The sequence below is a fragment of the Veillonella parvula genome, assembly GCF_036456085.1.
In the GTDB taxonomy this organism is placed as follows: domain Bacteria; phylum Bacillota; class Negativicutes; order Veillonellales; family Veillonellaceae; genus Veillonella; species Veillonella parvula_E.
The window spans coordinates 385,277-406,730 of sequence record NZ_CP138632.1; the positions used below are offsets into that span (position 1 = coordinate 385,277).

18 protein-coding genes and 1 tRNA gene are annotated in these 21,454 nt (G+C 38.8%); 17 read left to right on the top strand and 2 right to left on the bottom strand.

The features are described 5' to 3' along the window. The first annotated feature begins 10 nt into the window (after positions 1–10). Positions 11–2,389, top strand: coding sequence for an endonuclease MutS2 (locus PK1910_RS01890; RefSeq protein WP_414617156.1), 2,379 nt, complete (start codon positions 11–13; stop codon positions 2,387–2,389). 185 nt (positions 2,390–2,574) lie between these two features. Here PK1910_RS01890 and PK1910_RS01895 read toward each other — a convergent pair whose 3' ends face one another. After that, positions 2,575–4,665 carry a transglycosylase domain-containing protein gene (locus PK1910_RS01895; protein ID WP_287511121.1) on the bottom strand — a complete coding sequence of 697 codons (2,091 nt, stop codon included), beginning with the start codon at positions 4,663–4,665 and terminating at the stop codon, positions 2,575–2,577. A 162-nt stretch (positions 4,666–4,827) separates the two neighbouring features. On the opposite strand from PK1910_RS01895, the gene tyrS reads away from it, so the two are divergent. The 6 genes from tyrS (at position 4,828) to PK1910_RS01925 (ending at position 11,897) form a co-directional block, all read left to right on the top strand. Beyond that, the gene (gene tyrS / locus PK1910_RS01900) at positions 4,828–6,036 is read left to right on the top strand and encodes a tyrosine--tRNA ligase (RefSeq protein ID WP_287511123.1); all 1,209 of its coding nucleotides are present in this window, start codon (positions 4,828–4,830) and stop codon (positions 6,034–6,036) included. A 215-nt stretch (positions 6,037–6,251) separates the two neighbouring features. After that, the gene (locus PK1910_RS01905) at positions 6,252–6,893 is read left to right on the top strand and encodes an NUDIX hydrolase (protein WP_287511124.1); all 642 of its coding nucleotides are present in this window, start codon (positions 6,252–6,254) and stop codon (positions 6,891–6,893) included. 76 nt (positions 6,894–6,969) lie between these two features. Beyond that, complete coding sequence (gene ppsA / locus PK1910_RS01910) at positions 6,970–9,351, top strand: phosphoenolpyruvate synthase (RefSeq protein ID WP_287511126.1); 2,382 nt, start codon at positions 6,970–6,972, stop codon at positions 9,349–9,351. 98 nt (positions 9,352–9,449) lie between these two features. Next, on the top strand, positions 9,450–10,079 hold the full coding sequence (locus PK1910_RS01915; RefSeq protein WP_174683254.1) for a helix-turn-helix transcriptional regulator: 630 nt from the start codon (positions 9,450–9,452) through the stop codon (positions 10,077–10,079). 10 nt (positions 10,080–10,089) lie between these two features. Beyond that, positions 10,090–10,911: a pyruvate, water dikinase regulatory protein gene (locus tag PK1910_RS01920; protein WP_005386331.1), complete on the top strand. Its 822-nt coding sequence runs from the start codon at positions 10,090–10,092 to the stop codon at positions 10,909–10,911. After that, positions 10,908–11,897, top strand: coding sequence for a deoxyguanosinetriphosphate triphosphohydrolase (locus PK1910_RS01925; RefSeq protein WP_287511130.1), 990 nt, complete (start codon positions 10,908–10,910; stop codon positions 11,895–11,897). Before PK1910_RS01920 ends, PK1910_RS01925 begins: the two co-directional genes overlap by 4 nt. Positions 11,898–11,982: 85 nt before the next feature. On the opposite strand, the gene rpmB is transcribed toward PK1910_RS01925, so the two are convergent. Then, on the bottom strand, positions 11,983–12,171 hold the full coding sequence (gene rpmB / locus PK1910_RS01930) for a 50S ribosomal protein L28 (protein ID WP_008601135.1): 189 nt from the start codon (positions 12,169–12,171) through the stop codon (positions 11,983–11,985). A gap of 223 nt (positions 12,172–12,394) precedes the next feature. Between rpmB and recG the strand changes: the two genes are divergently transcribed. From recG to PK1910_RS01980, 10 genes are all read left to right on the top strand, one after another. Continuing rightward, positions 12,395–14,437, top strand: coding sequence for an ATP-dependent DNA helicase RecG (gene recG / locus PK1910_RS01935; RefSeq protein ID WP_287511132.1), 2,043 nt, complete (start codon positions 12,395–12,397; stop codon positions 14,435–14,437). Positions 14,438–14,569: 132 nt separating this feature from the next. Continuing rightward, complete coding sequence (locus PK1910_RS01940; RefSeq protein ID WP_004696087.1) at positions 14,570–14,755, top strand: 4-oxalocrotonate tautomerase; 186 nt, start codon at positions 14,570–14,572, stop codon at positions 14,753–14,755. A gap of 76 nt (positions 14,756–14,831) precedes the next feature. Then, a complete protein-coding gene (gene guaB / locus PK1910_RS01945) occupies positions 14,832–16,286 on the top strand; it encodes an IMP dehydrogenase (protein WP_004696085.1) in 1,455 nt (484 codons plus the stop codon). 15 nt (positions 16,287–16,301) lie between these two features. Next, entirely contained in the window at positions 16,302–17,024 is a 723-nt protein-coding gene (locus PK1910_RS01950) for a WecB/TagA/CpsF family glycosyltransferase (protein WP_008714075.1), read from the top strand. Between the two features lie 14 nt (positions 17,025–17,038). After that, complete coding sequence (locus PK1910_RS01955) at positions 17,039–17,680, top strand: phosphatidylserine decarboxylase family protein (protein WP_004696080.1); 642 nt, start codon at positions 17,039–17,041, stop codon at positions 17,678–17,680. After that, positions 17,673–18,344 carry a CDP-diacylglycerol--serine O-phosphatidyltransferase gene (gene pssA / locus PK1910_RS01960; RefSeq protein WP_039964980.1) on the top strand — a complete coding sequence of 224 codons (672 nt, stop codon included), beginning with the start codon at positions 17,673–17,675 and terminating at the stop codon, positions 18,342–18,344. The genes PK1910_RS01955 and pssA overlap by 8 nt, the downstream gene beginning before the upstream one ends. A 19-nt stretch (positions 18,345–18,363) precedes the next feature. Continuing rightward, complete coding sequence (locus PK1910_RS01965; RefSeq protein ID WP_004697272.1) at positions 18,364–19,626, top strand: glycosyltransferase family 2 protein; 1,263 nt, start codon at positions 18,364–18,366, stop codon at positions 19,624–19,626. Between the two features lie 17 nt (positions 19,627–19,643). After that, positions 19,644–20,405: a 5'/3'-nucleotidase SurE gene (gene surE, locus PK1910_RS01970; RefSeq protein WP_287511135.1), complete on the top strand. Its 762-nt coding sequence runs from the start codon at positions 19,644–19,646 to the stop codon at positions 20,403–20,405. 54 nt (positions 20,406–20,459) lie between these two features. Beyond that, a tRNA-Leu gene (locus tag PK1910_RS01975) sits at positions 20,460–20,543 on the top strand. A 94-nt stretch (positions 20,544–20,637) separates the two neighbouring features. After that, positions 20,638–21,429, top strand: a complete 792-nt coding sequence (locus PK1910_RS01980; protein ID WP_008601125.1) for a hypothetical protein — start codon at positions 20,638–20,640, stop codon at positions 21,427–21,429. Positions 21,430–21,454 lie beyond the last annotated feature (25 nt).

A 21,454-nucleotide genomic window follows, 5' to 3' on the forward strand; every position in this document is an offset into this window, starting at 1 on the left:
AGGTAGTACATTGTTTAACGAAGATGTATTAGACTTTCACCATATAAAAGAACAATTACAACAACATTGTAGTTCTACCATTGCTAAAGAATTAGCCATGCACATCGAACCTATGACAGATGCTAAAGCTATTCAAGAGAACCTTGATGAAACAGCAGAAGCCATGCGTTCTTTACAAACTGAGGTAGAACAACCGTTAGGTGGTACGCGAGATATTCGCGAATCCTGTAAAAAGAGTCGCAAAGACTTTGTCCTTACTCGTGAAGCATTGTGGGATATTTACTTGACCATTGGTGCTTATAAGCGGATGACAAAGTTCTTTAGAACAAAATATATGGAATATCCATTGCTATCCCTATGGGTACAGGATATGCCGAATACAGATCGCATTGAAAACCGTTTTAAACGCGTTTTTGATGAAAAAGGGGAATTGCTTGATACAGCATCTCCTAAATTAGCGAGCCTTAGAAATACGATTATTAAAACACGTGAAAAGATTAAAAATGACATTCAAGCTATCTTGCACGACAAGGATAATCAAAAGTATTTCCAAGAAATGATTATTACGCAGCGTAATAATCGCTACGTAATACCTGTAAAACAGGAGTATCGCCAATACTTTGATGGTCTTATTCACGACCGTTCTGCAACGGGTCAAACACTCTATATTGAACCGATGCGCTTGGTGAATCTAAATAATGAATTACAAGAGGCGTTGATTGGTGAAGAGCAAGAGGTATTGCGTATTTACCGTGAGTTATCAGCCCTTGTAAAACAACATAGTAATGATTTGATGGATGCCTGTGAAAAGGTATCACACATCGAATTTGTATATGGTAAGGCGAGCCTTGCTATTGCTTATAAGGGTGTACCGGCCATCTTGAGTACTGATAGAACTGTCAATCTCATGAGAGCTCGGCACCCATTAATCCCACCGAATGTGGTAGTGCCTACAAATATTCAATTAGGTACATCTTACCGTATTTTATTGATTACTGGTTCTAATACAGGCGGTAAAACAGTCTCCCTTAAAACATTAGGGTTATTGAGTTTAATGAACCAATGTGGTTTATTTATTCCTGCTGATCACGGCTCTATGTTGCCAATATTCCATAATATCTTTGCCGATATTGGGGATGAACAAAGTATTGAAGCAAGCCTTAGTACGTTTTCTGCTCATATGACACAAGTTATTTCTATCATTAAACATTGTGGACCTAATGATTTGGTGTTGCTTGATGAGCTAGGTTCTGGTACAGATCCAGAGGAAGGTAGTGCACTTGCTGTATCTATCCTTGAGTTCTTCCGTAAAAAAGGCGCCCTTATGATGGTAAGTACCCATTATAATGAGCTTAAAAATTATGCGTACCATACAGAAGGGATTGAAAATGGCCACGTAGAGTTTGATGAGCGTACATTAAAGCCTACGTATCGACTTCATATCGGTGTAGCTGGTAGTAGCCATGCGTTGAGTATTGTGGCTCGTTTAGGCTTACCAAAAGACATCGTAACACGTGCTGCAGAGTATAAATCTCAATTTGGCAGTCATGAAATGGAAGAAGTTCTTTCCGACTTAAATGAACAACTTCGTAAAGCCTCTGAACGTGAAAGAGCATTAAAGAAAGAGCTGGACGAAACACGTCGCATGCGCGGCCAATTAGAGAAGGAAAAGAAACAGTTTAATGAAAAACGTAAACAAATCTTAGCCAAGGCTCAAGCAGATGCAGAAGCTATAAAACGTAGTTTACGCGTAGAAGGGGAAGCGATTATCAAGCAATTGAAATCGCAATTCTCCGAAACAAATAAGGATAAGCGTCAATCTGCTATTAATGCTGCACGTAAGGGCATTTCTAATGTACATGTACCGGAAGCTCCAGTAGATGATGATCGTAAGTCCTTGACAGCAGATGCTATTAAGGTGGGCCAAGCTGTGTATGTTACGTCATTGCGCTCATTAGGTACTGTATTGTCTATCAATGGTAATCGAGTGAATGTAGATATTAATGGATTAACAGCTACAGTTAAGGTTAGCGAATTACAATCTACTACACGTGAAGAAGGCAATAAGCTGGCTCGTGAACAAAAGGCATCCATGCCTAAGACACGAAAACGTATGGGTGGTTCTGCTGTACAACGCCAAAAAGAGGTTCGCACTGAAATCAATATTCTCGGTCAAACCGTAGATGAAGCGACAGTATCTGTTGGTAGATTTATTGACCAAGCCTTGCTGGGTGGTGTTAGCCAAGTACGTATTATCCATGGTAAGGGAACTGGTGCATTACGAGAAGGTGTTCATCAATATTTGCGTACCTTACCGCATGTAGCCCACTTTGAAACAGCAGGCTATGATGAAGGTGGTGCAGGAGCTACTAATGTAGTTCTGAAATAAAGCTACTCAATAGTGATATAGTTATAGATAATACAGTAAATTATTATCGTCTATCAAATTGATTATGGGGTATAGCTATATACATATATAGAAATAGAAAAGGTAGTAAGTTCTTTGAACTTACTACCTTTTTTTACGTAAAAGAAAGGAGCGGAACACATGTTCCACTCCTTTAACGTATGAGATTAACGATCTTTTTTACTAGACTTTTTACTTTTGGATGAATTAGATTTCTGTTCAGTTGCATCATCTTTTGAGCCACTGTCATCTTTTACAGCTTCATCTTTCGATTTGTCTTTATCGTCTTTTTTGTCTGCTTTTTCGTCCTTAGCAGCTTCTTTTTTCGGCTGTACTTTCACAGGATTGAAATAACCTTCAGCGATTGCTGATTGAGCACTAGAAGGAACAGGGAAGTCAGAAGCAGGGGTATTGGCAAGAGCATTTGCCATGAATTGGCCCCACATAATAGCAGGTGTGTCACCACCGGTCATGCCTCGTAATGTTTCCGAGCCATAGTCATCACCAATCCAAACGGCAGCTACTAAATCAGGCGTGTAACCAACGAACCAAGCATCCTTGGAATCATCTGTTGTACCAGTTTTACCTGCTGCAGGACGACCGATTGCGGCATTACCACCAGTACCGCCATTTATAACGGATTCTAGCATATTTGTAATGATTGCTGCATCTTTTTCGTCTACAACGCGTTTTTCTTGGATGGAGTTTTCCTCCACCACTTGGCCGTTGCGATCAACAATTTTAACGATTGCCGTAGGTTGAACCTTGATACCACCATTAGCGAGTACACCATAAGCTTGAACCATTTCAAGAGGTGTTACACCATGAGTTAAACCACCAAGTGCAGTAGACAAGTTATTATCTTGATCTGTAAGGGTAGTGATACCCATTTCTTTGGCAAGTTTAATAATCTTAGACATGCCTACTTCATCAGCAACTTTTACGGCAGCTACGTTACGAGAATGTTGTAATGCATAGCGATATGTAATATTACCTACAAAGTCATTTTCATAGTTTTTAGGGCTCCAGTTACCAAATGTAACAGGGCTATCATCTACAATAGAACCAGGAGTTTTACCAGATTGAATAGCTGCTAAATATACAAATGGCTTCATACTGGAACCTGGTTGACGTTCTGCTTGTGTAGCACGGTTAAATGCATCATCACCGCGGCCACCAACCATAGCCATAATGTAACCATTATGAGGGTTCATAGCTACGATAGCACCTTGTGGTTGATGTAAACCATTGCTATCAGTGTAGTAATTAGGCAAGTTTTGCATTGCTGCTACAGCTGCATTTTGTGCATCCATATCAAGAGTTGTATAAATTTTTAAACCATCTTTATAGATTGCATCATCGCCATATTTCTCAGAAACTTGTGCAATAACATAGTTGATGAAGTAAGATGCATTAGATTTTTCATGCGTTTGTTCTTGTTTTGCCACTAAGCCTAAATCTGCTTGACGTGCTTCATCAGCTTGCTCTTGTGTAATGTAACCGTATTTAACCATTTGGCCTAATACAACAGCTTGACGTTTTTTACTAGCTTCCAAATCATTGAATGGAGAGTAGTAGTTAGGACTTTGTGGTAAGCCTGCAATGAGTGCTGCTTGAGCTAGCGTTAATTGGCTAGCATCCTTACCAAAGTATACATGAGCTGCAGATTGTACACCGTATGCACCTTGGCCAAAGTAAATTTGGTTCATGTACATTTCAAGGATTTCATCTTTAGTGTAATGTTGTTCAATTTTAAGTGCTAGCAATGCTTCAGAAATTTTACGTTTAAATGTTCTGTCTTGAGATAAGAATGCATTACGCGCTAACTGTTGAGTGATTGTAGAACCACCTTCAGATACGCCACTATGAACAATGTTAACCCATACAGCACGCAAGATACCAACAGGGTCGATACCGTGATGGGAATAGAAGCGAGAGTCCTCAGTAGCAACAAAGGCATTTTGTAAATCCTTTGGTACATCTTTTAAAGGTACTGGTAATCGATTCTCTGTGGAATGAACCGTTGTGATGAGATTACCATGGACATCGTAAATTTGAGACGATGCGGAAGGACGTACATTGGATACATCTGGTAGGTTAGACAGTGTGGCACTGATAAAACCACAGCCACCTCCGGCTACGATGAGTATAAGGAGAAGGGCACAAATCCAAAATAGACGCTTCGGACTTGTTTTCTTCGGTGTAGAGCCGCTACCATTAGAACGGCGGCTGCTTCTCGCATTTGAGTTATTACTCATAGAGTCACCTCTTTTTTCTTTTGTTAGTAAATATAACGTAAATTCTATTACGCAGTTATAAATATTATATCATAAAAGGCTTAAAACCAATACTATATATATAATTGTGAAAGTTTTTAGATAATGGTATACTAAAACAATAGTATTTCGAGGAGGATTATCATGGTTAGTGCTCAAGAACAAGTGCGCCAAATTAAACACGGCGTAGCAGATTTAATTAACGAACAAGATCTTGTAAAGAAAATAGAAAAATCCATTAAGGAAAATAAACCTTTAGTTGTAAAATTGGGTTTGGACCCAACAGCGCCAGATATTCATTTAGGCCATACAGTACCACTTCGTAAACTACGTTTGTTCCAAGAATTTGGTCATCAAGTCGTAATCGTTATCGGTGGTTTCACTGCTCGTATTGGTGATCCTACTGGTAAAAGCGTTACTCGTCCACCACTTACAAAAGAAGAAGTATTGAAAAATGCTGAAACATATAAAACTCAAATCTTCAAAGTGTTGGATCCTGAAAAAACTATCGTTCGTGACAACAGTGAATGGCTTGAATCCATGAACTTTGCTGATGTACTTCGCTTGGCAAGTTCTTACACTGTAGCGCGTATGATGGAACGTGATGATTTCAATAAACGTTTCAAAGAAGGTCGTGCAATCGGTGTTCATGAATTTATGTATCCGTTGATGCAAGGTCATGATTCCGTTGCTTTACATGCTGACGTTGAATTTGGTGGTACAGACCAAACTTTCAACTTGTTAATGGGTCGTCATTTACAAGAATTAGAAGGTCAAGAACCACAAGTTGTTATCACAATGCCATTGCTTGAAGGCCTTGACGGTGTTCAAAAAATGAGTAAATCTTTAGGTAACTACATCGGTATTGACGAAGAGCCTAAAGAAATGTACGGTAAAGCAATGTCCATTCCTGATGAATTGATGATGCGCTATTTCATGCTCGTTACAGATATGCCAATCGAAGAGCAAGAAGATATGGAAAAACGTCTTGAAAGTGGTGAATTACATCCACGTGATGCTAAAATGCAATTAGCTCGTACCATCGTTCGTTTGTACCATGGTGAAGAAGCTGCTCTCGAAGCAGAAGAAGAATTCAAACGCGTATTCCAACAACGCGCGTTGCCTACAGATATTCCTGAATACGCTATAGATGCGCCAACAGAACCAATCTTTGTACCACAATTCTGTACAGATGCTGGGTTAACTGCCTCTAATGGCGAAGCACGTCGCTCCATTAAAGCTGGTGCTTTTAAAGTAAATGGAGAAAAATATACAGAAGAAAACCTTACCCTTGAAGAGGGCATGATCGTTCAAGTAGGTAAACGTAAATTTATAAAAATTAAATTTAACTAATATAAAACTGTGATGGGGTAGAAACCTCATCACAGTTTTTTTGTCCATTTTCTTTATAAGATTTTCCTCTATTGTATCTATTAATAGTAACTCCAAAATTTAGGTACAAGTTAATGTATAATGAATATAACAGATAAATATAAAATACTAACTTGATACATAAAACATTTATACAGATATTATATTAATTTTACTATAAAGTAAGAGGACCATATATGGACAAGAAACTATCTAATTTCCTAGAAAAACGAGAACATACTGTTCTTACAGATATCGATATTATAACTGCGGCAGTAGCGGTTCCATTATTAGATATCGATGGGGAAGATCATGTAGTCTTTACTGTGCGCAGTAACAAACTCCGCCGTCAGCCTGGTGAAATTAGCTTTCCTGGTGGCCACTGTGAACCTAATGATAAAAGTGGTGCTCATGCTGCCATGCGTGAGTGCTCTGAAGAACTAGGTATAGATTTAGACAAAATAGAATTACTTGGTAATTTAGACTGCTTGGTATCTGCTATAGGGGTAAAACTATATGCCGTAGCCGTACGCCTACATACAAGTGATTTAAAACCAAATCCTGATGAAGTAGGAGAGGTATTCACCGTTCCATTACAATATCTATTAGAGATGGAGCCAACTGTAGGTCATCTAGATATAGCTACAAGACCATTGAAAGATTTTCCATTCCATTTATTAGAAGGCTACAACATAGACTGGAAAATTAGACAAAACTACTCCGTTTATTTCTATCCCTATAAACAATACACCATATGGGGACTAACGGGGCGAGTGCTAAAAAACTTTTTAGATATATATAAGGAGATTTATTTGCATAATAATCCTTATATAAATTGACAGATTACAAATTAAGGTATACTATTTATGTGTAAAAGGTTTAATGTGTTGCACTAATTGACTAGGAGGTTCTCACATGAATCGCGAAACAGCATACGTACTTTGGTTTGATGAATTACAACGTGAAGATGTTAATTTAGTTGGTGGTAAGTCTTCTTCCTTAGGGGAATTGACATCCTCCACTAATGTACCTGTACCTTACGGTTTTGCTACAACTGCTCATGGTTATCGTGAGTTTATGAAAGCAACAGGTTTGGAAGATAAAATCCGCGCTGAACTTGATGCGTTAGATGATGTAGAAAATTCTGCATTATTGCGTGAAGTATGTGCTAAAATTCGCCGCATGATTTGCGAAGAAGAAATGCCAAAAGAATTGGCAGATGCTATCCGTCATGCTTATGAAGAACTTGGTAAAAAAGTAAACGAAGAAAATCCATTCGTAGCAGTTCGTTCTAGTGCAACAGCAGAAGACTTGCCAGACGCAAGCTTTGCAGGCCAACAAGATACATATTTAAATGTACGTGGCGCTGACGTTATCATCGAGAAAGTAAAAGAATGCTACGCATCTACTTTCACAGACCGTGCAACATACTACCGTGTAAAACAAGGTTTCGATCATATGACAGTAGCATTGAGTGCTGCCGTTCAAATGATGGTATTCTCTAAAGCCGCTGGCGTAATGTTCACTGTTGACCTTGTAACAGGCAACGATAACAACATCCTTATCGAAGGTTCTTGGGGGCTTGGTGAGTACGTTGTACAAGGTACAGTTACACCAGATAATTTCCATGTAGATAAAGAGAAAATGGAAATTACAGACCGCATGATTAATGACAAACATATCCGCTTAGTTCGTAAAGCTGACGGCGATTGCGTTGAAGAAGTTGTTCCAGCAGATGAAGCTAAACAACAAGTTATTACAGATGCCCAAGTTTTGGAGCTTGCTAAATACGCAAAAGCAATCGAAAAACATTATGGTTGTTACATGGATATGGAGTGGGGCGTAGATGAACGAGACGGTAAAATTTGGATTTTACAAGCTCGCCCAGAAACAGTTTGGTCCCGTAAAGAAAAACCAAAAATAACTGAAAAACCTAGCACATTAGATGCAGGTAATCGTGAAATTATTGTAAAAGGTTTGCCAGCTTCCCCTGGTAATGCAGCCGGTAAAGCTCATGTTATCATCAATCCTGAGGACATTGATGAATTCAAAGAAGGCGAAATCCTTGTCACAGCTATGACAGCTCCTGACTGGGTACCAGCAATGAAAAAGGCAAAAGCAATCGTTACTGATGCTGGTGGTATGACTTGTCACGCGTCTATCGTTAGCCGTGAGCTTGGTATTCCTTGTATCGTAGGTACTAAGAGTCGTAGCCATGAAGCAACAACATCCATTAAAGATGGTCAAATGATTACTGTTGATGCTACAAATGGTATCGTATATGATGGCGTATTAGAAGATATCGTTAAAAAGCCAGAAGCACAAGCTACTGCAAGTGTTGCCACTGAATATGTTCCTGTAACAGGCACTAAGATTTACATGAATTTAGGCAATCCTGATTTAGCTGAAAAACATGGTGTATTACCATGTGATGGTATTGGTCTAATGCGTGAAGAGTTCATTTGGACTACTTTCATTCACGAACACCCATTACACCTTATTGAAACTGGTCGCAGTGACTTTGCGGTTAATACATTGGCAGAAGGTATGCGTAAAGTGTGTCAAGCATTAGCTCCTCGCCAAGTAGTAGTTCGTTTGAGCGACTTCAAATCTAGCGAATACCGTGATCTCAACGGTGGCGACAAATATGAACCACATGAATCCAGTGCATTACTTGGCTGGCGTGGTGCAGCTCGCTACTATGATCCAAAATATACACCTGCTTTCAAATTAGAATTAGAAGCAATCAAAAAAGTACGTAACGAATTTGGTTTCAAAAACTTACAAGTTATGATTCCATTCTGCCGTACTGTAGAGGAAGCTGAACTTGTTACTAACTTAATGGCTCAAGAAGGCCTTGTACGCGGTAAAGATTTCAAAATCTGGCTTATGGCTGAAATTCCAGCAAATATTATCTTAGCTGATCAATTCAATAAATATGTAGATGGTTATTCCATCGGTTCTAACGATTTGACTATGCTCGTTCTTGGCTGTGACCGTGATAATGAAACAGTTCAACATATCTATGATGAACGGAATCTAGCAGTTCGCAGAGCGATTCGCCATCTCATCGAAGTGGCTCACAAAGATGGTAAAACTGTATCCATCTGTGGCCAAGCGCCAAGTGTGTATCCTGAACTTTGCGAATTCCTCGTGAAGAGTGGTATCGACTCTATTTCTGTTAATCCAGATGCGGTTGTGAACACTAAGAAAATGGTGGCTCAAATCGAACAACGAATTATGCTCGATGCTATGACTGGTCGTGGTCGTCAAGAAACTGATGACTTAACTTGGTAATCATATAGTGGTATTGAAAGAGGAGGCCCGTTGGTCTCCTCTTTTTCTGAATGGTAACTTAGGATATAATACAAACAGAGATGAAAGGGGGTTACCGTGTGAAACTGTCGAAACGACAAGAACAAATTGCTCAAATCGTTCGTGAAGAAGGGCCTGTAACGGGCAGTGCTATTGCTGAACATTTAGAGGTTACTAGATCTGCATTGCGTTCAGATTTATCGGTGTTAACTATGCTAGGTGTTTTAGATGCGCGTCCGAATGTAGGTTACTACTATGTGGGACTTTCAAAAGAAACACAAACGGCGGAGCGATTAAAATCATTTCTGGTAAGTGATGTATTATCTCAAGCCGTCGTGGTCAATGGGGATACAAGTTTGTATGATACGATTGTTACTATATTTACTGAAGATGTAGGGACTATTCTAGTGTGTGATGATTCCTATTTAGTAGGTGTAGTATCTCGTAAGGACTTGTTGCGTGCCTCTATGGGGCAAACAGATTCGCACACAATGCCTATATCTATGATTATGACCCCTGTGAGCAAGGTTATAACTGTGGAGCCTACTGATACATTAGTAGAGGCTGCACAGAAGATGATAGATTATGAAGTGGATTGTTTACCTGTTGTCGTTCGCGAGGATGTGGAAAACAAGAAACGTCTAAAGGTTGTAGGCCGTGTATCTAAAACGACGGTAGCGAAAGTATTTTTAGAATGTAGCATACATTGAGGTTGATAGAATGGCAGAAAAAATTATTTATGCAATATCGGACTCCCTTGGGGAGACCGCAGAGGCTGTAGCAAGAGCTACGGCGAGTCAATATGATAAGGAACAAATTGAAATTGTTCGTATTCCTTATATTGATAGTGAAAGCCAAATTGATGAAGTTATAGCAGATGCAAAACGTGGTAATCATGTTATTTGTCATACCATCGTATCTGAGACTTTACGTAAATATCTTCATGAAAAAGTGGCGGAATACAATATTCCTGCTGTCGATATTATGGGCCCAGTTCTCGATGCTGTAGGTACTGTTGCATCCACAAAGCCTCGTATGACAGCTGGTATGGTTCATAAGCTTGACCAAGAATACTTCAAAAAGGTAGAAGCCATTGAATTTGCCGTAAAATATGACGATGGTAAAAATCCATCTGGCTTTGAAAAGGCCGATGTAGTTATTATTGGTGTATCTAGAACAAGTAAGACACCATTGTCTATGTTCTTGGCCTACAAAAAGATTAAAGCTGCCAATTTGCCATTAGTACCTGAGGTACCATTACCAGAGGAATTATTTAAAATTCCAGCAAAGAAAATCGTGGGCCTTATTATTGACCCATTCAAATTAAATAATATTCGTAGTGAACGTTTGCGTGCTATCGGTCTTGAAGACGAAGCAAACTACGCATCTATTGAGCGTATTCAATCTGAATTAGAATATGCAAAAGCTATTATGCGTCGTTTACATTGCCAAGTGCTAGATGTTTCTAATAAATCTATCGAAGAAACAGCATCTCTAGTTATGCAATTGATCGATAAAAACCGTGCATCGGAGGGTAAATGAATATACGGGAACAAATAGAGGAGAGGGAGGTTTTACTCCTCTCTCCCTATGCAGCTAAAAGCCGTGATGCCATCCGTGATTTAGAGGAAGCACCCGATCCACTTAGAACTGCCTTTCAACGTGATCGGGACCGCATTATTCACAGTAAATGTTTTAGGCGGTTAAAGCATAAGACACAAGTTTATATTGCGCCAGGTGACCATTATCGGACGCGTATGACCCATACCCTTGAGGTAGGACAAATAGGTCGTACAGTGGCTCGTGCGTTGCGACTCAATGAAGATTTAGTAGAAGCTATCGCTATGGGTCATGATGTGGGACATACCCCATTTGGTCATGTAGGTGAATATGCGTTACGTGATATGGTTGGTCACTTTAATCATAATGAACAAAGTTTGCGTATGGTTGAGGTTTTAGAAAAGCATGGTGACCATCAAGGTCTTAATTTAACAACTGCTGTACGTGATGGCATCGTAGGTCATACAGGGGCTACAATTCCTGTGACCTTAGAAGGTCAAATTATTCGTATTGTAGACCGTATTGCGTATTTGTGCCATGATTTTGATGATGCACAGCGAGCAGGTATGTTGACGGCAGAGGCGTTGCCTTTTGAAGTGCGCGAACATTTTGGTATGACTCCATCCAGTATGATTACTGCAATGGTAGAGGATATGGTACGCGAATCCTTGGATAAGCCAGCTATATCTATGTCTGCTGATGTGGAAATGACGATGAATCTATTCCGTCAATTTATGTTTAAACATGTATATTTGGCACCAGCTTTAATTCCAGATCGCAAAAAGGCATCCCATGTGGTGAAAAATCTATTTACTCACTTCATGGAACACCCTAATGATATGGAAGGCTGTGAAACAGGTAAAGCGTTTTACTCTACACGTGATGTAGTTGATTATGTAGCAGGCTTAACAGATCAATATGCTATTAAGTTATTTAAGCAATATTATATTCCCAATATTACATTATAAATAACAAAAAAAGCAGTTAGTTCATTTTGAACTAACTGCTTTTTTTGGGGCTCTAGAACCCCAAAGAGTACATGTACTTTTTATTTTACGCGCGTGTAACTTTATTAGAACGAAGGCAGCGAGTGCATACGTTTACTTTTTTTGTAGCACCGTCTACAACCGCCCGTACTCTTTGAATGTTCGGTTTCCAAGTTTTTCTTGTGCGAATGTGAGAATGACTCACGTTCATACCGCTAGATGTGGATTTACCACATACTTCGCAAAGGTTTGCCATAGTTTCCACCTCCAAGCTTAATCTATAACATAACAAAAGTATATTATCATAAAGAATAGCTTAAAGCAAGTATTTTTGTCGTACATATTGCTCTTTTTATGAAATATACTACAATATAAGGTATACTATATATCATATTCTAAGATATAAATGGACTTTTACACAAGGATATACAAAAATTGGATATATCTCATGTGTTTATCGTATATTTAAAGGAGTTCTTATGGATGAACGATTGACGACTATAAAGGGAATTGGTCCTGGTCGTGAGAAACAATTGCATAAATTGGGAATTACCAATGTTACATCCTTATTGACTTACTTTCCCAGAACCTATGAAGACCGGCGTACGATTTATAGAATTGGTGATTTAAAATCAGGTATGACAGGTGGTGTGGTAGGTACTGTTATTGCTGTACAAGAGAAACGACCTCGCCCTCGATTGTCTATTTTAGAGGTAGTCATTGCAGATGGCACAGGACCTTTGAAGATTGTTTTGTTCAATCAAGGGTATAAAAAGAACTTTTACAAAAAAGGACAGTGTATATATGCATATGGTAAGGCTGAGTTTCAATATGGTTCCATGCAAATGAATACACCGCAAATGGAAAATTTAGGAGATGGTGGTGAACCAGATCGAGGTATTGTTCCTATTTATGCGCTTGCTGATGGGGTATCTCAGTTTGTGGTTCGTTCAACTGTACGCAATTGGTTCGCAGCTAACCATGAATTACCAGAGATTTTACCTGTGGAGGTTCGTGAAGATCATCATTATATGAGTCGCTATGATGCTTTTAAGATGATGCATTTCCCAGACTCCTCAGAGCTCTATGAAAAGGCTCGTTATCAATTGGCCTATGAAGAGTTGTTCGTCATGCAAGCTGGCCTAGCTTTGTTGCGAAATAAAGAACAATGCCATAGAGGGCCTAAAATGGGACCAAATGGGGAACTAATGGCTCAGTGTATAGAGAATTTACCGTTTTCCTTAACAGGTGATCAACAACGAGCGTTAGAGGATATTCGTATTGATATGGAAGATGAACGACCTATGCAACGTTTGTTGCAAGGAGATGTAGGCTCTGGTAAAACTATTGTGGCTACCTTGAGTTTATTAAAAGCCATTGAAAATGGGTATCAGGGGGCATTGATGGCCCCTACGGAGATTCTAGCGGCTCAACATTACGAAGGGATACGAACTGTATGTGCTAATTTAGGTATTACTATAGAACTATTAACTGGCTCCTCTACGAAAAAAGAGAAAGAATGCATCTATGAGGGCTTAGCAGATGGCAGAATCCAAATGATCATTGGAACGCATGCTCTTATCCAAGAGGGGGTTAATTTCCATAATTTAGGCCTTGTTATCATTGATGAGCAACATCGCTTTGGTGTAGATCAACGGGCGAGATTGCAACAGAAGGGAACATATCCTCATGTACTTATCATGACGGCTACACCAATCCCTCGTACCATGACATTATCCGTATATGGAGATTTAGCAGTATCTTTAATTAAAGAAATGCCACCAGGGCGAAAACCTGTTAAAACATATGCTGTAGATAGTTCTTATAAAGAGAGATTACGCACTTTCTTTGGTAAGGAAATGGCGGAAGGGCGTCAGGTCTATGTGGTGTGCCCTCTTGTAGAAGAATCCGAAAAATTAGACTTGCAAGCCGCTGAGGAATTGTATCTAGAATTAAAAGAGTACTTTTATAAGGCCTATGAAGTGGGCCTCGTTCACGGTCGTATGAAACCGAGTGAAAAAGATGAAGTGATGAATGCCTTCCATAGGGGTGAAATTTTATTACTTGTTTCTACAACAGTTATCGAAGTGGGGGTTAATGTGCCAAATGCGACCATTATGTGCGTTGAAGGGGCAGAACGATTTGGTCTGTCTCAGCTACATCAGCTGCGGGGCCGTGTAGGTCGTGGCGCTCATCAGTCCTATTGTATTCTTGTTAGTGATTCTAAAAATGATGTAAGTCAAGAGCGTTTAAAGTTGATGGAACAAATCCAGGATGGATTTGAGCTTGCAGAGCAAGATTTATTGCTTCGCGGTTCAGGTCAATTGTTTGGATTAGCTCAATCAGGACTACCTGATTTGCGTGTTGCTAATATTATCAAAGATATTGAAATTTTAGTAGAGGCTCGTAAAGATGTACTAGATTTTGCAAATCAATTCGGAATAGAAAAATTAGAATCTATCATGAAAGAAGAATTAGAAAAAAGATTTGGTGAAAAATTTCTAAGAATATTGTATAATTAAGAGGTAGGATTAATAAGTATATAAGCATCGATAATATTAGATTTTATCTGGCTTTTTTCCTTGTTTATATGTCCTTCATACCGTATAATAGAACAAACAATTTATTTCATTTTTTCATCTATGGAGGTTAATATGCCAATTATTCATGTAGAGCTCGTCGAAGGGCGTACAAAAGAACAAAAGAAACAATTAGGTGAAGCAATTACAAAAGCTGCGGTTGATATCGTAAATGTTCCTGCTGATGCAGTAAAAGTTATCTTCGTAGATATGAAAAAAGACGATTATATGGAAGGCGGCATTTTGCGGTCTGAACGCTAAGGCTACGACTGACCGCCTAGTCCATAGGGACTAGGCGGGTCGTAGTTTTGTTTTATTATACGGAAAGGAAAGAAATATGAGAGACGATAAATTCGGTATGCGTGGACTAACTTTTGATGATGTATTATTAATACCAGCAGCTTCTGATATACTGCCTAATCAAGTAGAGTTAAAAACTCAATTAACTCGTGACATTACATTAAATATTCCTATGATTAGTTCTGGGATGGATACGGTTACTGAATCACGGATGGCGATTGCTATGGCTCGTGAAGGAGGTCTTGGCGTTATCCACAAAAATATGTCTATTGAAGAGCAAGCTCATGAAGTTGACAAGGTAAAACGCTCTGAACACGGTGTTATCGTTGATCCTATTTTCTTAAGCCCTCAAAATTTACTATCCGATGCAGCAGAACTTATGGAAAAATATAAAATTTCTGGTGTACCTATCACAGAACATGGTAAACTAGTAGGGATCATAACAAATCGCGATATGCGTTTTGAAACTGATTTAAGCCGACAAATTGGGGAATGTATGACAAAAGATTCCCTAGTTACTGCACCGGAAGGTACATCTCTTGAAGCGGCGAAAGCTATCTTAAGCGAACATCGTATTGAAAAATTACCTCTTGTAGATGGCGACGGTAACTTAAAAGGCTTAATTACGATTAAAGATATTGAAAAAGCGACTAAATATCCAAATGCAGCAAAGGATGGTAGTGGCCGATTATTAGTTGGTGCTGCAGTAGGTGTTTCTCAAGATTTGTATGATAGACTTGATGCGCTTGTATCTGCTAAAGCTGACGTAATTATTGTTGATACTGCCCATGGGCATTCTGCAGGTGTTCTTCGTACGTTGAAGGACATTAAACAAGCGTATCCTCACATTCCTGTAATTGCAGGTAATGTGGCAACTGCAGCAGGCACTGAGGCTCTTATCGAAGCCGGAGCTGATGCAGTTAAGGTTGGTATAGGACCTGGTTCTATTTGTACAACTCGTGTCATTGCTGGCATTGGGGTACCTCAAATCACAGCAGTCTATGAGTCTGCTCAAGTGGGGCGTCGCTATGGAGTTCCTATCATTGCTGATGGGGGGATTAAATATTCTGGAGATATTGCTAAAGCTATTGCGGCTGGTGCTAATGTAGTTATGATGGGTAATATTTTAGCGGGTACTGATGAAAGCCCTGGAGAAACAGTGATTTATCAAGGCCGTTCTTATAAAGTATATCGAGGCATGGGTAGTCTAGGGGCTATGAAACTCGGTAGTAAAGATCGATATTTCCAAACAGAAGCTAAGAAATTAGTTCCTGAAGGTATAGAAGGTCGTGTACCATATAAAGGTATGCTGGCCGATACAATTTTCCAAATGGTTGGTGGTTTGCGTGCAAGTATGGGGTATTGTGGATGTCATAACATCCAAGAAATGATTGAAAACACTCAATTCATTCAAATTACAGCGGCTGGTTTGAAAGAAAGTCATCCGCATGATGTAAGCATTACCGTTGAAGCACCAAATTATAGTGGTTGATAATGGAGTATTACATTGAATAAACGTATTTCTGTTTTATCTGTGCCTATCGATTGTGTCACAATGGATGAGGCAGTCCAACGTATTTTACAATTAACTGAACAGCCGGGGCTACATTTAGTAGCAACGGCTAATGCAGAAATGGTTATGTTGGCTAATGAAAATCCTACATTGCACTCCATATTGAATAATGCTAGTCTCGTTGTTCCCGATGGGGCTGGCATTTTGTGGGCTGCAGAGCGTCAAGGAGAACATGTGCCTGAACGCGTAACAGGTGTAGACGTAACTATGGAATTGTTTAAAGTTGCGGCGACTCATCAAATTCCTGTATACTGCTTGGGGGCGGCACCTGGTGTTGCTCAACGAGCGATTGGTAATGTATCTGCTCAGGTAGGTGCATTAAATATAGCAGGAATTCATGACGGATTCTTTGATAGTGCAGAGGAACAAGAAATCATTAAATCTATAGCTGAATCTAAGGCAAAATTGGTATTTGTTGCCTTAGGTGTGCCAAAGCAAGAACAATGGATTGCAGAAAAGTTGAGTCACCTCGATGGCGTAGTTGCCATTGGAATTGGTGGTTCCTTTGATGTCTTGGCAGGTAATATTCCTCGGGCCCCAGAATGGATGCAACGAAATCGACTTGAATGGTTGTATCGATTATATTTAGAACCTCAACGGATTGGCCGTATGTTGGCTATTCCAAAGTTTATGTGGACCGTTATTAGAAATAAATAGAGGAGTGTTGAATCGTGCCTACAGGACCAATAATTAAGGAAGGGTTTCCTCTGATAGGAGCTATGCTCATTATCACTGTGGTGTTAGGATATTTAGGACATTATGTAATTGCGATTATTTCATTTATTCTGGCATTATTTTTCGTCAATTTCTTTAGAAATCCTAAACGTGTAATCCCTCAAGATCCAGATTTGATTTTATCCCCAGCGGACGGTAAAATCATGGATATTTCTGATGTATACGAAGATATTTACTTACATAAAGAGTGTAAAAAAGTAACTATTTTCTTATCTGTTTTTGACGTGCATGCTAATCGTGCGCCTATTGATGGTAAAATTACGTACCGTCACTATACGATGGGTAGTTTCCTACCAGCATTCAAAGATGATGTAGGTTTTGAAAATGAACGTCATACTATTTGTATTGAAAATGATCGTACTTCCGTATTAGTAACGCAAATTGCGGGCCTTTTAGCAAGACGTATCGTATCTTGGACAGACCTAGATAGTGTACTTGAACGCGGTCAGTTGTACGGGATGATTAAGTTCGGTTCCTGTACTGAGCTCTATATGGATAAGGATGTAGAGTTGTTCGTGGAAAAAGGTCAACATATTACAGGCGGTGATACTGTTATCGGGAGGTTACGACATGAATAAATCTATTATTCCAAATTTATTTACTAGTGCAAATTTAGCATTTGGTGTTCTTGGTATTACGTTGTCTGCTACAAATAATACCTTCTGCGCAGCTATATGTATATTATTGTCTCTAGTAGCAGATGGGTTAGATGGTCGTGTAGCAAGAGCTTTAAACGTTGCAGGACCAATGGGCCGGGAACTTGATTCTCTGTCTGATGTAGTGGGATTTGGTGTAGCGCCTGCCTATATGCTTTATATGAAAGAATTAAATGGTTTAGGATGGATTGCATATGTGCCACTATTAGCTTTTGCAGTGCTTGGTGCATTTCGTTTAGCGCGATTTAATATTAAAACTGACGAAGTTCATGGCTATTTTGAAGGTTTACCAATTCCAGCCGCTGGATGTTTAGCGGCGACTTACGTATTGTGTGGCGTATCGGTACCTCAATTTGTGTTGGTAGTTTGTATGATTGGTATAGGTCTCCTTATGGTTAGTGAAGTTAAATATCCCGATTTTAAAGGTAAAAGTGAGATTTATATCAATAAACTTTCTATTGTACTCACAGCCATATTTGTTATAGCTTGTCTCGTGTATGATTGGCATACATGGGCCGTTATGATTTTTGCTGGCTATGTAATGTTTGGGCTTATTAACGGGGCTTTAAATATAGTGCGTAAATAGATGTGTGGAGGAGAATAGTATGAATTACCTACTGGATCTATTACTGATTCCTATGCAGGTAATAATCGTAATTTATACGGTTTATTATTTTATACTCGCTGTCGTAGGTATGTGGCGATCGCGAGTACATAAAAATTATACCCCTAAAAATTCCTTTGCCATCGTTGTATGCGCTCATAATGAGGAAGCTGTTGTTGGTGAGTTAGTTAAAAACTTACGTGGCCTAGATTATCCTGATGATCTATACGATATTTTTGTAGTTGCCGATAACTGTACAGATAAGACTGCGGAAGTAGCAAGTGCTGCTGGCGCTAATGTACATGTACGTGAAAATAAACAAGAAATAGGTAAAGGTTATGCCATGGGGTGGATGTTTGATCGGGTAGAACAAATGGATCGGAAATATGATGCATTCCTGATTTTTGATGCCGATAATTTAGTACACCCTCAATTTATGTTAGAAATGAATGATCATCTTGAAAAAGGTGAGTCTGTAATTCAAGGTTACTTGAACTCTAAAAATCCAACTGACTCTTGGGTAGCCGGTACGTTCTCCATAGCCTTTTGGATGGTTAACCATATGTGGCATTTAGCAAAATATCGTCTTGGATTATCTACGGCCTTAGGTGGTACAGGCATGTGTATTCGTACATCTATTATTCGCGAATACGGTTGGGATTGCAATAGCTTAACCGAAGATATGGAATTTTCCATGAAACTATTGACTCATGGTATCCGTACTTGTTGGGGGCATGATGCTATCGTATATGATGAAAAGGTTACGACTATGATGGCTTCTTGCAGACAGCGTTTACGATGGGCTCAGGGGCAATTTGACTGTGCGGGTCGATATATTCCTAAATTATTTGCTATTGGTATCAAAACAGGGAATATTATGATTTTGGATGGTATATTCCAAGTGAGTCAACCTTATTTCTTATTGTTGACAACCGTATACTTGGTGTTATCCTACATCAATGCGTATACTCCAATTTATACAAATATTTTGTATCAAATTATGCCTATGTCTGTATGGACAATTATAGGTGTTGGTCAATATCTATTCCCATTAATTGTATTGTTGAAAATCAAGGTACCACCAAAGATTTGGTTCTACTATTTACTATATCCATTATTTGTTTACTCTTGGATTCCAGTAAATATTTTAGGGTGGTTCCGCCGTCATAATAAGGTATGGTCTCATACAGTCCATACGAGAGCTGTGGGCTTAGATGATGTTAAATTAACACGTATGGGCAATATGAATAAGAATGAAAAATAGAATCTGTAGGAGTGACTATGCATATTTTAATGTGTAATGACGATGGCATTTTAGCAGATGGTTTACGTCATCTTGCATCGTATTTAAGTCAATATTATAGAATTACCGTTGTAGCACCTGCTAATGAGCAAAGTGCTAAATCCCATGCATTGACAACCGAGGTTCCATTGAAATTAGATGCTTGCAAAGGCGAGGATGAAAATCCTCGCCTTTATGCTCTAACGGGAACGCCGTCCGATTGCATGAAGTTCGGTCTCAGTTATTTATTGACTGATGATATGCCAGATCTTGTAATTTCTGGAATTAATCATGGATTTAATTTAGGCTCTGATGTATTGTATTCCGGCACTGTTTCGGCAGCTATGGAAAGTGGGTTTTACGGTATTCCCGGTTTAGCATTATCTGTTGAGAGATATTCTGTTGAACGGGGAGACGAGATGCATCCATTTATACATGAATTGATTGAGAAAATTTATGTGGCGGGCCAGTTTAGCGGTTTACTAAATGTGAACTTCCCATTACGTGGTACATGTGATTGGGACCATTTTAAAATGGTGAGCCAAGGCTTACAAACCTACAGTAATATTATTGAAGCTCGCATTAATTCAAGAGGACAGGATTATTATTGGTTAGCTGGCGAGCTAGACTATGGTGCTGAAAGTGTTCCTACAGATGTAGAATTTGCCCGTAAAGGCTATATTACAGGTGTCGCACTTACATGGAAACAACAATGTGATACGGATATGAAAAGGGTTCAAAATATTTTAGATGAAATATAAAAAATATGTTGACATTGCTTAGGGATGTCTGTATAATAACAAATGTTCCGATACGCCGGAGTGGCGGAATGGCAGACGCACTTGACTCAAAATCAAGCGGGTAACACCGTGTGGGTTCAAGTCCCACCTCCGGCACCAACATTAGGCGGTAAGACTTTTGTCTTACCGCCTATTTTTATATTTATGAATTTATATACTATAATATACATTATTAATTTCATGAGGTGACAGTATGGATCAAGGTGTAATTGATTATATTACAAATATCTTTGATATTCCTAAACTTACTCAACAGGTTAGCGCTGTACAGATGCCATTGCCATTATCTCGCTTGGCAGAAATACCATTAGATGGATCTGTAAATCAGTGCCAAGGATTTTGTTATAATTCCAAAAAAGACGTTTTTGCTTTAGCTTGTATTAATTCAGATAATACGAAGCAAATTATTTATGAAATTAATCCAAAAACTTTTACTGTTGTTGCAAAATATGAGTATAGTTATAAAAGTTTATTAGGTCATATGAATACCTTAACTTATAATTCTGTCAATAATCGTTACTATACAACAAATGCTGTTGTAAATGGATATAACCTTACTCCTATTGAAGCGGATAGCATGATTGTTGAAGCACCGATTAAACTAAAAGAGAAAGTTTTTAATTTTGCATATGATAAAGTACGCAATGAATATGTATCAATTGTGCCTTTAACAAACTCTGAACGGACAATTAATTATTACGACTCCAATTTTAATCGTATTCGTTCTTATAAAATTGATGCTAATCATACAAACTTAAATAATAACGGTGCTTACGCAACTAATGGAAATACTTTATTTACGACGTTGACAACCTTTGTATACGTCGATGAAGAGGGAGTTGTTAAAAATATTAGCCCTTATGCTTCTGGAATGGAAGTAGAAGACATGGATTGTCGAAATGGTCAAATGTATATGGCGGTCAATCGCAAAGGTAAAGTTGAAATATATAGTTTGTCTAGCCTACCATTTTCGGTAAATGTCTAGATACTACCTATGTTTTAATCCCCTT